This window comes from Flavobacterium sp. GL_143 (genome assembly GCF_057834355.1).
Genome location: NZ_CM174401.1, coordinates 1,528,704 through 1,543,883, shown reverse-complemented (window position 1 = coordinate 1,543,883; position 15,180 = coordinate 1,528,704). Strand labels below are relative to the sequence as shown.

The window sequence follows — 15,180 nt, the reverse complement described above, 5'->3', positions numbered from 1 at the left end:
TTTAATAACTATGAACGTTTCTCTTATATTAATTATACTTTTAATTGGTGCATTTGTCACTTATTTTGTTGGTGATAAACTGGCTTCAAAAGTAGCTTTGTTCTTTAGTTTGGCCGCTTTAGGTTGTTCGGTTGTATTGTTAAATCATTATAATCTTGGCGAAAGCATCAGTTATATTAGCCAATGGATTATTCAGCCTAAAATTTCATTTGTATTAAATGCAGATGGATTGGGTATTGCAATGTTGTTGCTTACAACGGCATTGACTCCTATAATCATACTTTCTTCTTTTGGGAATTCTTACCCAAATGCAAAAGGATTCTATGCTTTAATTTTATTCATGGCATTTGCAATGGTTGGGACTTTCCTTGCCGCAGATGGTTTGTTATACTATATCTTCTGGGAATTATCATTAATCCCTATTTATTTCATTGCCTTAATTTGGGGTAATGGCGATACTGAAGAACGCAAAAAAGCGGTAGTTAAATTCTTTATCTATACTCTTGCTGGTTCATTGTTTATGCTTGTAGCATTTGTTTATTTATACACAAAAGCAGGTAGCTTCTTATTGACTGATTTATACGAATTGGATTTATCTGCAACAGAGCAACTTTGGATATTCCTGGCTTTCTTCTTAGCTTATGCTATTAAGATTCCTCTTATTCCTTTTCATACTTGGCAAGCAAGCGTGTACCAAAAAGCACCTACTGCAGGAACTATGCTTTTATCTGGTATCATGCTTAAAATGGGACTATACAGTATCATTCGTTGGCAATTGCCAATTGCTCCACTTCCTGCAAAAGAATACATGACTGTATTTATTGCATTAGGGATTGCTGGTGTAATTTATGGTTCTATTGTTGCATTAAGACAAAAAGACTTAAAAAAATTACTTGCTTATTCTTCATTAGCTCACGTTGGGTTAATCGCTGCAGGTACTTATACTCTAACTGCTGATGGTTTAAGCGGATCGGTTTTACAAATGATTGCTCACGGTTTTGTAGTAGTTGGTTTATTCCTTGCTGCCGAAATCATCTTTAGAAGATACGAAACCAGAGTTATCTCTGAAATGGGTGGGATTCGTTACCAATCGCCTAAGTTCACTTCGATGTTCTTAATTTTAGTATTGGCATCGGTTGCATTACCATCTACTTTTAACTTTGTTGGAGAGTTCACAGTATTATATAGCCTTTCTCAAATTAATATTTGGTTTGCCGTTTTAGGTGGAACTACTATTATTCTTGGTGCTTACTATATGCTTAAAATGTTCCAACATGTAATGTTAGGAGAAACAAATACGAAGCCTTTTGCAGATGTATCTGTCTCTGAAGGTATTTCGCTTATAGCAATTATTGCTGTATTATTCTTTTTTGGATTATATCCAAAACCAATTACAGATTTAATTTCTCCAAGTTTAGATGTAATTTTAAAAGTTATACATAGAAACTAAGCTGGTAAAGAATAAATAACATATTTTAAATAAAAATAAATTAGGGCATCATTAGTTTTAGATTCCTAAATCAAAAAAACAAAAATGAATACATTAATAGCTATAATAGGATTGGGTGTTTTTTGCCTACTGTTTGAAATTCTTAATTTAAGAAAAGCCATTATTCCAGTAACTATAATTGGTTTATTAGGCGTTTTGGCAATAAACTATTCAGAGTTCGGTTTAACCGAGAGTTATTACAATAATATGATTGCGGTGAGTAAATACTCTACGGCGTTTTCATCTTTGTTTATTGTTTTAACGATTTTTTTAGTGGCTTTGAGTTACAATTTCTACGAAGATCACCAAACTAAAATTTCTGATTATGTAGCTATAAAAATATTCTTATTGGCAGGAGCTGTTGCAATGGTTTCTTTCGGAAACTTAGCGATGTTCTTCTTAGGAATCGAAGTATTATCAATTGCTTTATACGTATTAGCAGCTAGTGACAGAACAAAAATAAAAAGTAATGAAGCCGGAATGAAATATTTCCTAATGGGTTCTTTTGCTTCTGGAATTATCTTATTCGGAATCTGTTTGATTTACGGAGCTATGGGAAGTTTTGATGTAATTGAAATTAGTGATTTATCTCAATCTGCTGAATTGCCAATTTGGTTCCCAATCGGGATTGTTTTATTAACTGTTGGTATGTTGTTTAAAGTTGCTGCTGTTCCTTTCCACTTTTGGGCTCCAGACGTTTACGAAGGTTCTCCTGCTTTAACAACTGCTTTAATGAGTACTTTGGCTAAAGTTGTTGCTATTGCTACTTTATACAAACTATTAACGATATTAAATGCTGAGCTTTCTGAAAGCTATGTAATCGTAATCGTGATTGTTTCTATGTTATCTATGACAGTTGGTAACATTATGGCATTGCGTCAAGTAAACGTAAAACGTATGCTTGCATATTCTGGTATTTCGCATGCAGGTTTCATGTTAATGACTTTATTAACTTTGGCAACTTCTGCAGGAACTCTTTTATATTACACAACTGCTTATGCATTGGCTGGAATCGCAGCTTTTAGCGTAATATTATATGTTTGCAAAAATCAAGATAACGAGGATATTACCAATTTTCATGGTTTAGGAAAAACGAATCCTTTATTGGCAGCAATCCTTACGGCTTCGCTTTTATCTATGGCAGGTATTCCGATTTTTGCAGGTTTCTTTGCTAAGTTATTCTTGTTTAATCAAGCAATACAAGCTGGATATATTGCATTAGTAATTGTTGCAGTGGTTAACTCTATTATTAGTGTTGGTTACTATTTCAAATTAATCTTAGCTATGTACACTAAAGAACCAAATGAAACTCGTACTGGAAGACCTTTCCTTATATACGCAGTTGCAGTGGTTTCTATACTATTAAACATTGTTATCGGTTTGTTCCCTTCTTTGGTTTTAGACCTTTTGAACTAAATAGACTTACATAAAAATACAAGCCATCAAGTTTTAAACTTGGTGGCTTTTTTATTTAAACCATATAAGCGATGTAAGGAAATATAAGTTTCAGCTATTCCTCTTAAATGGACTTATATGACTTACATGGTTTCATTTTTTATAGTTTCTATTAATACCGTAGATTTTTTATGACTATATAGAATGAATTGCATTCAGTAAACTCTCTCGCAAAGACGCCAAGGCGCAAAGTTTACATCTAATCGCTTGGCGGCTTTGCGACTTGGCGTGAAAACTACTAATTCTGCCTTTATAGGGAAAAGTTCTACTTGATAGCATTGAACTAAAGCAGGAGGCAATTCATAAATAAAATGCGCTAAATAAATCTCTTGTTAGTATAAAAAAGGCATAATCCAATTGTTAAAATATTTATAGCAACTAGACCAAATATGAAAATATGCGTTATATTTGGTACGTTTTAAAATCAAAATATATTATGGCTTTCAACTCAAACAATCCGTTTTTAAGTAACAAACGTTTTTCTCCAACATCGGTTGCTGCAAAAAGTGACAATGTTCACCAAGCAAAAATTATCGATTACGGTAACGAAATGACATTGTCTGGTACTATCAACAAAACTCTTATCTTGTTTTTATTGCTTACTGCTACAGCAATGATTACTTGGTGGATGTCTTTTAACGGAATCAACCCTATGCTTCCTACTATTGGTGGAGCTATCGTTGGATTAATTTTAGTAGTAGTCGCTGCATTCAAACCGCAACTTTCTCCATACTTAGCTCCAGGTTATGCCTTGTTCGAAGGTTTATTTATTGGTGGAATATCTGCGATTTTTGAAGCAATGTATCCTGGTATCGTAATTCAGGCTGTTGGTGCTACATTTGTAACATTTATGGTTTGTCTTGGTTTATATAAATTCAAAATCGTAAAAGTAACTGAGCAATTCAAATCGGTTGTTATGGCTGCTACACTGGCAATTGCAACTTACTACTTAATTTCTTGGATAGTTTCGATGTTTACAAGCTTTACTCCTGTTCATCACGGTAACTCTATGATGAGTATTGGTATTAGTGTTTTTGTAATCGTTATTGCTGCTTTAAACCTATTTTTAGATTTTGACAGAATCGAAGAAGGTGTACAACAAAAAATGCCAAAATTCATGGAATGGTACGGTGCAATGGGATTAATGATTACTCTAGTTTGGTTGTATATCGAATTCCTAAGATTGTTATCTAAATTAAATAACAGAAACTAATCCTTTCTATACTTATACAAAAAAGCCTTTTTGAAAATCAAAAAGGCTTTTTTTATGCCGCTTTCTCAAAAGCAATAAAATGAGATAGTTTTCCCTTTACATTAAAAACAGGGAAAGCATTTATAGTACAAAAGTATGTTTCTCCGTTCTTTTTATAATTAAGAATGGTCTTTTCAAAAGTTTCTTCAGAATCGATAGCTACTCTAATTTCATTTGTGGTTTGTGAACAGGTTTCGGGTCCTTGAAACATTTTTGGTGTTTTACCCAAAACCTCAACTTCAGTATATCCAGTCATGTTTACGATTCGGCTCGAAGCAAAAACGATCTTCAGCTCTAGATCGGTAATTACAAAAACTTCTTCTTTCAATCGTTCTAAAACATCAAATTCGGATTCATCCCAATTGAATTGATTGGAGATATTGTTTACTCTTTGCCAATCTGAATAATTAGCTTTTAAGTCATTTAAAAAACCATGATGAAAATCCCATGAAATCACAGGAATGCCATTGCAATTCATCTCTCGATGGTATTTTGCAATTGCGGTATCATAGGCATCTAAATTAGACATAATCAAAAATTTTAATCAAAGGTATATTGAAAACAACATCTATCATAGCGATATTACGCATTTAACGCTTGTTTAATCAATTTAAAAGTCAAATTTAAGCTGTACAACAATAGCCTTCTTTTCTTCTGTATTTAGATTGCTTAATGAAATCCCTAGTAATCGAACTGAATCTTTCATTCGTTCCTGATACAATAACTCTTTTACAGTTTCCATAATCAAACTCTTATCAGCAATAAAATAGGGTAATGTTTTACTTCTGGTTTGCTGAGTAAAATCACTATACTTAATCTTAAGTGTAACTGTTTTACCAGAAACTTTATATTTTTTTAAACGTCTTTCTAATGAAGTTGCAATTCTTTCTAGTTGTTCTAGCATAAAAATCTCCGAAGAAAGATTGACATCAAAAGTATGCTCTGCTGCCACCGACTTTGTAATTCTATCAGCTTTAACTTCGCTATTATGAACCCCACGTACAACATGATAATAGAAAGTACCCGATTTTCCGAAATGCTTTTCCAGAAACTCTAAGCTTTTACTTTTTAAATCTGTACCGGTAAAAATACCAAGCTGATACATTTTTTCGGTGGTTACCTTCCCTACTCCATAAAACTTCCTGATGGGTAATTCTTCAAGAAAAGGAACAACCTCATCTGGATTAACCGTTTTCTGACCATTTGGCTTATTATAATCACTAGCAACTTTGGCTACAAATTTATTTATCGAAATTCCAGCCGAAGCTGTTATTCCAACTTCATTAAAAATACGCTGCCTTATTTCCTGAGCCAATAAACTGGCACTCGGATTTCCTTTTTTGTTAACCGTAACATCAAGATAAGCCTCGTCAAGCGAAAGTGGCTCAACTAAGTCAGTATATTCATGAAAGATTTTATGGATTTTTATTGATATCTCTTTGTATCGATCAAAACGCGGAGGTACAAAAATAAGCTCTGGACAATATTTCTTGGCAAGAACTCCGCTGATTGCGCTACGAACACCAAATTTTCGAGCTTCATAACTCGCTGCAGATACTACACCTCGATTCTCTGAGCCACCAACGGCAAGGGGTTTCCCTCTTAAAAAAGGGTTATCCATTTGCTCTACCGAAGCATAAAATGCATCCATGTCTATATGGATAATTTTTCGATATGTAGGCAGTTCAGACATGCTACAAATTTAGACAGGAAACTGTTATAACAGATTCAAATGACACCAAAAAAATTCGATAAATACGTTAAATTTTATCTATAGTCTGGTAAACCAAAACAATCCTGAAGAACGTAATAAATAGGCTAATTAAATAAACTAAGATTTTTGTAATAATAACAAACATTAACAAGTGAATAAGTAAATACCAAATCAATTTCTGCTATTTTTGTAAGTACATTACAAAATATTAAAATGAGAACATTCGTTATTGGCGATATACATGGTGGCTTGAGGGCTTTGCAACAAGTCATGGAAAGAGCCGCTGTAACAGACAAAGATACCTTGATTTTCTTGGGTGATTATGTAGACGGTTGGAGCCAGTCGCCACAAGTAATTGATTTTTTAATTGACCTGAGACAAAAACAAAACTGCATTTGTATTCGTGGCAATCATGATGATTTACTACAACAATGGATGAGAGATGGTATAGACAATGAATTATGGCACCATCACGGAGGCGAAGCCACTGTACTTGCATACGAAGCAATAAGTAACAGCCATAAAGAAATACATGTTGCCTTTTTTGAATCATTACAGAATTATTATTTAGACTCCCAAAACAGATTATTTGTTCATGCTGGTTTTACCAATATGAATGGAGTAACCTATGAATATTCTAGTGAAGCCTTTTATTGGGACAGAACTCTTTGGGAAATGGCTCTTGCCCTAGACCCGAATATGAAAACTGATTCTTTGTTTTACCCAAAGAGATTAAAACACTATAAAGAGATTTATATTGGCCATACTCCTGTAACTAGAATACATGAAACTGTTCCTGTGCAAAAAGCCAATGTTTGGAATGTAGACACTGGAGCTGCATTTACAGGAAAATTAACAATTATGGACGTTGACACTAAGGAGTTTTGGCAAAGCGAACCCTTAAACGAACTCTATTTTGACGAAAAAGGTAGGAATTAAGATATAAAAATCCTAGTTTTGCAAAAAAATTAAATCAATAAATTTTATGAAAAAGATTATTACACTTGCGTTTTTATTGGCATTTGGTTTAACTCAAGCACAACAAGCATTTAGTGGTAAAGGTGACACTAAAGTAAATATCGGTGCAAACATTCAAGATGGTGGATCAGGAATTCAAGCTTCTGTAGATTTTGGTCTTGGAGAAAATTTCTCTATCGGATTTGTTTCAAATTACTTATTAGGAGTTAACGAATATTCAGGTTTTTATGGTACAACTCAGTATTATGGAACTAAACCAGATTTTCAAGATCGTTTTGATGCTAAAGTTAGAGTTAATGCTAACCTAGGAAGCGTTATTAATGTAGATAAAAAATTAGATGTTTACCCAGGATTAAGCTTAGGTTTAAGAAATTTTGGTGGTCACGTTGGTGGTCGTTATTTCTTTACTGATGGATTTGGAGTATTTACTGAACTTGGTTTTCCTATTGCAAAATACGGAAATGATGACAGAGTATTTTACAACCTGAATAATCAATTCACATTTAGCTTAGGAGCTTCTTTTAATTTGTAAAAGAACAAGAGATAAAGCTTTTACACATAATTACTGTAGAAACTTACAAAAAAAGACCATTTGAAATTTCGAGGGCACTGAAAAACATCCCTTATTTTGATCAGGTTTATTTTTTAGACAATGAAAAAACGCTTATAACAGGATTTAAAAATATCCGTTGTAAGCGTTTTTCGTTTTATATCTGTTTTTTATTTGCAGCTATATGAATCGATTTTTGATTTATAGAGAGGCATTTTGTGTAGGCATACTTATTTTATAAATTTCTTACATTAATTTCAGTATTCTTTTTAAGTTGACTGTAAAAATAGCCATTGCTCCTTGCATTTGCATATTGGCAATGCCGTACGATATTGCTCTATCATAGCCATGTACGTTTTTTAACTCACTATTTTTAGCCTCTATTTTGTATCGATGTTTTGCTTTTTCTTTGAAATAATCCGTTTCTTGAAAGGCGATTTGTTCTTGGTGTAAGTCTGATTTTATCCTTACACAGTAGGTTTTTGTTTTTGCCCCTTTATAACACCCCTGTTTTAAAGAACAAGATTTGCATTTTTCGACATCGAAATAGTAGGTATATGTTTGATTTTTCCCAACATTTTTTTTGCCCTGTCTAGCTTTTCGTATAGCCATATGTCCTGCAGGACAAACCATTCTATCGGCATCTTTATTATATTGAAATTTATCTTCCTCTTTTCTTGTCCCATTTGCTACTGAAACATTTAACTTAGCTACAACTCTAATATTTTTCCCGTTTGCTCGCTTGAGATTTTCTGTTCCTGAATAAGCTCCATCACCAATAATGGTATTTACATCAATTCCGTTTTGCTGACTAATCTCTAAGAGTTTTGGTAACTCTGGACCATCTGCTTTCTCTCCTGAGGTAACTACAGCCGCTGTGATGATTCGCTCTTCGGTCATCGCTAAATGAGTCTTGTATCCAAAGAAAGAGCTATCTGCGGATTTATGACCTGTTTTAGCATCTATATCTTTTGATAAGATAAAATTTTCCTGAGTATCTTCTATAGTTTCTTTAAGCAGATTTAGCTTTTCTTTTACAGCAGGTATAGAACTCAAAGATTCTTCTTTTTCTATGCGCTGCTCCAGTTCTTTACAATAGGCTAATTCTTTTTCCAATTCATTGGTATTGTTCTTCTCGGGCATATGCTCTTTGAATTGGTCATCAAATAAATATACTGTTCTTCGTAGAAGTTTAGAGCGCTCTCTTAATACATCAATTGCTGCAAATGGATTTGATCTTGATAAAGTGTGTGTAGCATCAACTATAATAGACCTGGATCTGATGATTCCCTTTTCGACGGCTATAGATACTGTTTTACCAATGAGTAGATTTAATAAGTCCGTATCCTTCAGGCGAAGTTTACGAAATTTCGTTAAAGAACTTGGATTAATAACACTCTCCTCTGGTGTCATTTCTAAGAAATACTTAAAAGACATATCAAAACGTGAACGTTCTACTACATCAACATCCGAGACATCATAAATTGTTTTTAGAAGTAAATACTTAAACATACGCACTGGGCTTTCTGCTGTGCGACCATTAGTGATGCAATATTTATTTAGCAACTCATCGTAGATGAATGAGAAGTCTATGAGTTCGTTGATTTTTCTAAGGAGATTATCCTGAGGAACAATTAAATCATATAATGAGGAATAGGGACTAAACTGAATTTGTTGCTGTTGAATTAACATCTAAAAAGCCTTATGATTACACTCAAAAGATACAAAAAAAAGGAGCAGAAACTTTTAGCTTCTACTCCTTTTAATTAACAATTTATTCGTGAAAAGGACTTTTTCAGTGCCCTCGAAATTTCAAATGGTCTTTTTTTATGACTAAACTTCAATATGTCTATTAATTATTAAATACATTTGTAATAAATTATTTACATCTTAATTATGAAAAAACTAATTCTAAATTCGTTCTGCTTTGCAGCAATAGGAGTTTTAACTCTTAGTACTCTATCCTGTAAAGACTCTAATAAAGCTTCTGAATCTGAACAATCAAATCCATTTGCAGGTACGTGGGTTGCTAAAGACTTCATTGATAATATAATCGAAGACAATGGAATTGAAACCGTTGATAATGGGGTTACAGAAATAATTATCCCAGAAACACTAAAAGACAGCATTACTTTCCTAAATGAAGATTTAGAAAGAGGCAAATATACTGCTACAATTAAAAACGACACTTTAGTCAATCATTTATACGAAACCAAAACTCAAAAAGCATTTTTACAAAATGGAAATTTAGTATTATTGCCTCTTGACGAACGCTATGAGGCACAGGAATACGTAAAGGCTGACAGTACTTTGGTAAAGAAAGCAAAAGAAGCAAATGTATCGGTAGTACGTATTTTAATAAACAAGATACTTTCAGGAAATACCTATTCTAATAAATCTTCTACAACCGAAATTAAATTTTCTGAAGATGGTAAAGTAAGCGGATTAGCCAATTTTAAAAACTATTACATTAGTATTAATGGCGATGATGCCAATACACAAGGCATAACATCCATAAATTTTACAACTACAGATGGAACCTACAAAAAAATGGGAATAGAGTTTCTAAAAAACAAAATAGAACTATACGATGTTGTTCTATTAACAAAACCAGATGAGAAACCATCATTTAAAAAAGGTAAATTATTATTTTCGTTGAAAGTCACAAAGTCAAAATAATTTAAAGAAAACTATTAAAATAGAAAAACGAAGCATCCTCATTCGTTTATAATAAAAAGCAACTCCTATTGAGTTGCTTTTTTTATGACCTAACGTCAAAAAAACTACTGAACACAGAAGAAACGACAACTAATCCTATACCAATAGAAAATAATTAACAAAACCAGAATACACATACACAATCAATATCCAAACATGGTTTTTTTTATGCAATGCGTATTTTTTTGACAAAATAATTATTAATACAGAAATTTTATTTACTTTCGTGTAATCGATTACATTTTAAATTAAAACAACAAACCTATTGCAAACAATTAATTACCAAACCATTATTAAAAACCATGATTATGAAAAAATTTCTACTTTTATTGACAATTACACTTGTCTCTGCACAAGTTTGGGCACAACAAGTCACAATTAATGAAGCTTCAGGCTGGCTAGAATCTGCTTACGTAAAATGGCAACCAGTTACTAATGCCCAAAGTTATAATGTATACTATTCGGGGATGGGCGTAACCGACCAAAAAATAGATGGACAACTCATCCGAAGCTACGGAACATATTACCGTGCAGATATACCAGGAATTAAAGCTGGTTCATACACCATAAAAATTAGACCGGTCATATCTGGCATAGAAGGTACAGGCTCAACAACAAGTGCAGTAACTGTAAAAGCGCATGACCGTGCAGGATTTGCTTTTTCTAACGGTCGTATTCCCGGAGCATATAATGCAGATGGTACACCAAAAAATGGAGCCGTAATACTATATATAACTGAGAATACTAAAAACACAGTTTCACTAGCAGTAACTGGTGCAACTCCGAGTCCTTCTGTAGGTTTACAAACTATCTTGGATGGTTATAAAAAAGGGAAAGATCTACGACCTTTAATTGTTCGTATAATCGGACAAATAACAGACCCTGCCTATATGCTGGCTGGCGATATTGTAATCGAGAACAATAATAATGCTTCTAGTTATATAACTCTTGAAGGAATTGGTGATGATGCAGTAGCAGATGGCTGGGGGATTCGCGTAAAAAGCGCCTCAAATATCGAAATTCGCAATATAGCCACAATGAACTGCGACAGTGGCGAAGGTGACAATATAGGCTTACAACAAGACAATGACTATGTTTGGGTACATAATTGTGATTTCTTTTATGGAAATGCAGGTGGTGATGCCGATCAAATAAAAGGTGATGGCGCTCTGGATTGCAAGAAATCAACTTATATCACATTCTCTTATAATCATTTTTGGGATTCTGGAAAATCTAATCTATTAGGTTTAAGCGAGAATACTACAACAGGATTATACATCACTTATCATCACAACTGGTATGATCACTCCGATTCACGTCATCCACGTGTGCGTTTTTATTCAGCTCATGTATATAATAACTATTATGATGGCAATGCAAAATATGGTGTAGGATCTACCATGAGTTCCTCTGTATTTGTTGAAAACAACTTTTTTCGTAATTGCAAATACCCAATGCTTACCTCAATGCAAGGTACAGATGTATATAATGGTGCTTTAGGAACTTTCTCTAAAGAAGATGGAGGAACAATAAAAGCCTATAACAATACCATGAGTGGCGAAACACGCTTTGTAGCATATGATGCTGCTAATTACCCTATAGAATTTGATGCTTATGTAGCAACTACAAGAAATGAATTAGTGAGCAATACCATTGTTTCTAAAAAAGGCGCTAAAACATACAATAACTTCGATACAGATACAGCTGTAATGTATCCTTATACACCAGATAGTCCCGAAGTTGCCAAAACTAATGTTATGCAATATGCGGGGCGTATTTCTGGAGGTGATTTTAAATGGACTTTTAACAATGCCATAGATGATGCCGAATCTTTGGTAAATGCACCATTAAAAGCCGCTCTGGTAGCTTACAAAACAAGTTTAATAGCAGTACAAGGAGAAAACAACACACCAATAACTTCTCATACACTAACTTCAACTGGAAACAATGATCAAACTGTTGCTACCGGATCAGCAATTAACACAATTGTGTTTACTTGGGGTGGAGATGCTACAGATGCAACTGTAACAGGATTACCAGTATCTGGAATTACGTATACAAAAAACTCAATTGCCAAAACAATTACAATAACTGGTACACCAAGTGCTACGTTATCGTATTCTATTACTACTACTGGTGCTGTAGGAACACCTGCCACTGGCTCAGGAACTATCACAGTTACTACCAATGGCAGCGGTCCTGCAGATAAAACACATAATTTTACTACCGATGCAAAAGTAAATGCTTTCTATACAATTACTGGAAACATGAACTCAACAGCCGGATCTGTAACCTATTCTGGTTTATCATTAACAGCTCGTTTAAAAATGGAGTCAAGCACCTCTATCACTTACAGTACAACAAGTGAATCAACATTAACCTTAGTGTTCGACAATACATTTGCTGGAAAAGTAAAAGTAAATGGTTTAAATTATACCGCAGTAGCAGGAATTGTTACCATCTCGGTACCGGCGGGTAACAATACAATTACCAAAGGAGATACTACAAACTTATTCTATATAAGTACTGCATACAAAACGACATTACGTATTGAGGACGAAATCATGCCAACAAAGTTAATGTTGTACCCTAATCCCGTTACTGATTATTTACGCATATCAAACCCAAATCAAAATGTAGAGAAAGTAACGATTTACAGCATGAACGGTTCAATAGTAAAAACTACTGAAAAAGGTATTGAAACTATAGATATGAGCCATCTAATTCCTGGAAATTATTTGGTAAAACTACAAACAGCAGCAGGCATATTAAACCAAATAATAATTAAGAAATAACCAAAACCAATTACTGCTTTAAAATAAAAGGCTTCCGAAATCGGAAGCCTTTTATTATTGCAACTTTATTGCGAAAAGTATTTTTAATGCGAATTTCACAAATCAAGATCAATTTATTTAAAAAATTAGCGCTAATCTGGGCAAAATGCATTAATTTAATTACTTAAATCCAAATAGCAACTATATTGCATTATCTGTTTCTATTTCTAAATTCTTGCTGCTCTGTTAATTTTCCGAACTCTTTTACAAACTTTTTAATCGTACTAAGGTTAAACACTACAAAGAATAACATCCCTGAAAAGATTGTTATCCAACTGTAAATTAGCTGCACGCCTGAAATATCTGATGCTACTACACAAAAAATAATTGTTGGTAATATCGAGATTAACAATGTTAGTCCTAAACACAATGTTAGTGGTGATATAAAATAACTAATAATAGCAGTTAAACCAATCTTTCTAAATATGATTGCAATAATACTTAATCCTAAAATACCAAATATTAGAACAGCAAACCCATAGATTAAAACTAAATCATGTGCTTTATTGATTTCGGCTTCATAACCGAAGAATGTATTAAAATTGAATCCCATTATATGCTTTTTCTTCTGTTGAAACTTCAAATAACGTTTGTGTATGATATCCTAATATTTTTGCCAAAATAAGATTAGGGAATTCCTGAATTCCGATATTATAAAGATTGACACTATCGTTAAAAAACTCCCTTCTGTCGGCGATTTTATCTTCCATCTGAGAAACTCGTCTTTGTAATTCCAGAAAATTTGAATTAGAAGCTAATGTTGGATAATTTTCTGAAACAGCAAATAAGGTTTTCAATGATTTAGAAAACTCATTGGCGTTTTCAATCTTTTCGTCGACCGTTTTAGAATTTAAGAAATCAGTACGAAGCTTAGTCAAATTAGTTAACATAGCGGTTTCATGTTCCATAAACTTAGAAGCAACTTTAACCAATTCTGGCACTTCATCTGCTCTTTGCATCAAAATAACATCTATATTTCTAAAAGCTTTTTCGAAGTTATTCTTTAGCATAACCAGCTTATTATAGGTACCTATAAAAAAGTTAAGTAGTATAATTACCAGAATTAACCCCACGATTAAAGCAATGTTTTGTGCTGACATAATTTATTTAGTTTAAAATGATATAGATAAGTATAAGTGTAATAAAAAATAGCGTTGTTAAAAATGAAACTAGCAAAGGTTGGTATTTATTCCTAAACGAGATACTTTGAGGTATTCCAACCCCAAAAATGCCATTAGAATCACCTTTTCTGAGAATAACATTCCCATTATCAGAATCGGCATAACCAATAAGCAACATATAATCATCGTGTTTTAAATAGGTTTCAGAATATCTCTTTTTACCTCCCTCTTGCCTATCGACTCTATCAAAATAGAATTCTAATCCTTCTCCATTTACAGTAACACTTCCCGTTTCGTCTTTTATTTTAAAATTACCCGTTTTTAGTTCGGTAAAAATAGTTCTATAAGATCTTTTACCATCATCATCTGCCGGACCTTCTTCTTCGATAGTATAATAATATCCTATGCAAGGTTTACTGAAATAAGGTGAAATGATAGGTTCAATTTCTTCCAAATCACCCTCAACTTCAACTAATCCCATAGCAATAGCATTCATTTTAGAAGTTGGTAAAACTGCCTGAAGTTTAAGAAACTTACTTTTGTTACTCGGAAAAAAAATAATTTTTATAAAAATAAGTCCTGGAATAATAAAGAAAAGAAACTGTAATTTCTCTATATAAAGCAACCAAAAAAATCCTCCAATAACTCCAAGCATCATAAGCAAGCCCAATAGTTTCTTGCCTAAAGGTGTTTTCTGGATGTTGTGTTTAGCATTAAATTTTTCTCTTTCCGCTTTTTCACTTTTACTACTTCTAATTCCGGAATAAAACATACCAACAATTCCGAGTATAAAAACAGATGCAAATAAGAAGAAGAAAACCATGAGAGCATATTTGGAATCTACCAGAAAGCTCAAGCCAATAAACAATGGACATAAAACAAAAAATAACCAACTTGGGAACTTTAAATTATATAACCCAGAGAGAATTATAGTTTGAAACAAAGCAATACCAAGACTGAAGAACATCAGGAATACTACCATTCCTCCATCTAGTTTATTCTGCTCAAAAAAGGCAAAGAATTCGTTCATTATTAGAATTTAAAAAAGGGTTATCAATATTTAGAAGTT

13 protein-coding genes are annotated in these 15,180 nt (G+C 33.1%); 7 read left to right on the top strand and 6 right to left on the bottom strand.

Translation table 11 applies throughout. From position 1 onward, the window contains the following. Window positions 1–10 precede the first annotated feature (10 nt). The 3 genes from AC3IPI_RS06565 (at window position 11) to AC3IPI_RS06555 (ending at window position 4,157) form a co-directional block, all read left to right on the top strand. Complete coding sequence (locus AC3IPI_RS06565; protein ID WP_489157928.1) at window positions 11–1,450, top strand: complex I subunit 4 family protein; 1,440 nt, start codon at window positions 11–13, stop codon at window positions 1,448–1,450. Window positions 1,451–1,534: 84 nt separating this feature from the next. Continuing rightward, window positions 1,535–2,905, top strand: a complete 1,371-nt coding sequence (locus tag AC3IPI_RS06560) for an NADH-quinone oxidoreductase subunit N (protein WP_039117046.1) — start codon at window positions 1,535–1,537, stop codon at window positions 2,903–2,905. A 475-nt stretch (window positions 2,906–3,380) separates the two neighbouring features. Further along, window positions 3,381–4,157, top strand: coding sequence for a Bax inhibitor-1/YccA family protein (locus AC3IPI_RS06555; RefSeq protein WP_039113651.1), 777 nt, complete (start codon window positions 3,381–3,383; stop codon window positions 4,155–4,157). A gap of 52 nt (window positions 4,158–4,209) precedes the next feature. Here the strand turns inward: AC3IPI_RS06555 and AC3IPI_RS06550 are convergent, their stop codons facing one another. Together AC3IPI_RS06550 and dinB are read right to left on the bottom strand one after the other, a co-directional pair. After that, window positions 4,210–4,725, bottom strand: a complete 516-nt coding sequence (locus AC3IPI_RS06550; RefSeq protein ID WP_489157925.1) for a PAS domain-containing protein — start codon at window positions 4,723–4,725, stop codon at window positions 4,210–4,212. Window positions 4,726–4,806: 81 nt separating this feature from the next. Continuing rightward, a complete protein-coding gene (dinB, locus tag AC3IPI_RS06545; RefSeq protein WP_039113648.1) occupies window positions 4,807–5,889 on the bottom strand; it encodes a DNA polymerase IV in 1,083 nt (360 codons plus the stop codon). A gap of 234 nt (window positions 5,890–6,123) precedes the next feature. On the opposite strand from dinB, the gene AC3IPI_RS06540 reads away from it, so the two are divergent. Then, on the top strand, window positions 6,124–6,849 hold the full coding sequence (locus AC3IPI_RS06540; RefSeq protein WP_039113646.1) for a metallophosphoesterase family protein: 726 nt from the start codon (window positions 6,124–6,126) through the stop codon (window positions 6,847–6,849). 46 nt (window positions 6,850–6,895) lie between these two features. Then, window positions 6,896–7,420, top strand: coding sequence for a DUF6646 family protein (locus AC3IPI_RS06535; RefSeq protein ID WP_039113645.1), 525 nt, complete (start codon window positions 6,896–6,898; stop codon window positions 7,418–7,420). Between the two features lie 264 nt (window positions 7,421–7,684). Here AC3IPI_RS06535 and AC3IPI_RS06530 read toward each other — a convergent pair whose 3' ends face one another. Beyond that, entirely contained in the window at window positions 7,685–9,130 is a 1,446-nt protein-coding gene (locus AC3IPI_RS06530; RefSeq protein WP_489153512.1) for an IS1182 family transposase, read from the bottom strand. Window positions 9,131–9,334: 204 nt separating this feature from the next. On the opposite strand from AC3IPI_RS06530, the gene AC3IPI_RS06525 reads away from it, so the two are divergent. Together AC3IPI_RS06525 and AC3IPI_RS06520 are read left to right on the top strand one after the other, a co-directional pair. Beyond that, window positions 9,335–10,117: a hypothetical protein gene (locus AC3IPI_RS06525; protein ID WP_489157922.1), complete on the top strand. Its 783-nt coding sequence runs from the start codon at window positions 9,335–9,337 to the stop codon at window positions 10,115–10,117. Between the two features lie 347 nt (window positions 10,118–10,464). Continuing rightward, window positions 10,465–12,951, top strand: a complete 2,487-nt coding sequence (locus AC3IPI_RS06520) for a pectate lyase family protein (RefSeq protein ID WP_489157920.1) — start codon at window positions 10,465–10,467, stop codon at window positions 12,949–12,951. Between the two features lie 190 nt (window positions 12,952–13,141). Here the strand turns inward: AC3IPI_RS06520 and AC3IPI_RS06515 are convergent, their stop codons facing one another. The 3 genes from AC3IPI_RS06515 to AC3IPI_RS06505 are packed head-to-tail and all read right to left on the bottom strand — an operon-like array spanning window position 13,142 to window position 15,141. Continuing rightward, on the bottom strand, window positions 13,142–13,543 hold the full coding sequence (locus tag AC3IPI_RS06515) for a hypothetical protein (protein WP_489157918.1): 402 nt from the start codon (window positions 13,541–13,543) through the stop codon (window positions 13,142–13,144). Beyond that, window positions 13,527–14,090, bottom strand: coding sequence for a LemA family protein (locus AC3IPI_RS06510; RefSeq protein ID WP_489157916.1), 564 nt, complete (start codon window positions 14,088–14,090; stop codon window positions 13,527–13,529). The genes AC3IPI_RS06515 and AC3IPI_RS06510 overlap by 17 nt, the downstream gene beginning before the upstream one ends. A gap of 7 nt (window positions 14,091–14,097) precedes the next feature. Next, a complete protein-coding gene (locus AC3IPI_RS06505) occupies window positions 14,098–15,141 on the bottom strand; it encodes a hypothetical protein (RefSeq protein ID WP_489157914.1) in 1,044 nt (347 codons plus the stop codon). Window positions 15,142–15,180: the final 39 nt, after the last annotated feature.

Excerpts from the sequence above, each read along its gene's own strand:
- AC3IPI_RS06555 (WP_039113651.1), top strand. The coding sequence starts at position 3,381 with ATGGCTTTCAACTCAAACAATCCGTTTTTAAGTAACAAACGTTTTTCT.
- AC3IPI_RS06530 (WP_489153512.1), bottom strand. The coding sequence starts at position 9,130 with ATGTTAATTCAACAGCAACAAATTCAGTTTAGTCCCTATTCCTCATTA.
- dinB (WP_039113648.1), bottom strand. The coding sequence starts at position 5,889 with ATGTCTGAACTGCCTACATATCGAAAAATTATCCATATAGACATGGAT.
- AC3IPI_RS06505 (WP_489157914.1), bottom strand. The coding sequence starts at position 15,141 with ATGAACGAATTCTTTGCCTTTTTTGAGCAGAATAAACTAGATGGAGGA.
- AC3IPI_RS06540 (WP_039113646.1), top strand. The coding sequence starts at position 6,124 with ATGAGAACATTCGTTATTGGCGATATACATGGTGGCTTGAGGGCTTTG.
- AC3IPI_RS06550 (WP_489157925.1), bottom strand. The coding sequence starts at position 4,725 with ATGTCTAATTTAGATGCCTATGATACCGCAATTGCAAAATACCATCGA.
- AC3IPI_RS06560 (WP_039117046.1), top strand. The coding sequence starts at position 1,535 with ATGAATACATTAATAGCTATAATAGGATTGGGTGTTTTTTGCCTACTG.
- AC3IPI_RS06565 (WP_489157928.1), top strand. The coding sequence starts at position 11 with ATGAACGTTTCTCTTATATTAATTATACTTTTAATTGGTGCATTTGTC.
- AC3IPI_RS06510 (WP_489157916.1), bottom strand. The coding sequence starts at position 14,090 with ATGTCAGCACAAAACATTGCTTTAATCGTGGGGTTAATTCTGGTAATT.
- AC3IPI_RS06535 (WP_039113645.1), top strand. The coding sequence starts at position 6,896 with ATGAAAAAGATTATTACACTTGCGTTTTTATTGGCATTTGGTTTAACT.
- AC3IPI_RS06525 (WP_489157922.1), top strand. The coding sequence starts at position 9,335 with ATGAAAAAACTAATTCTAAATTCGTTCTGCTTTGCAGCAATAGGAGTT.
- AC3IPI_RS06515 (WP_489157918.1), bottom strand. The coding sequence starts at position 13,543 with ATGGGATTCAATTTTAATACATTCTTCGGTTATGAAGCCGAAATCAAT.
- AC3IPI_RS06520 (WP_489157920.1), top strand. The coding sequence starts at position 10,465 with ATGAAAAAATTTCTACTTTTATTGACAATTACACTTGTCTCTGCACAA.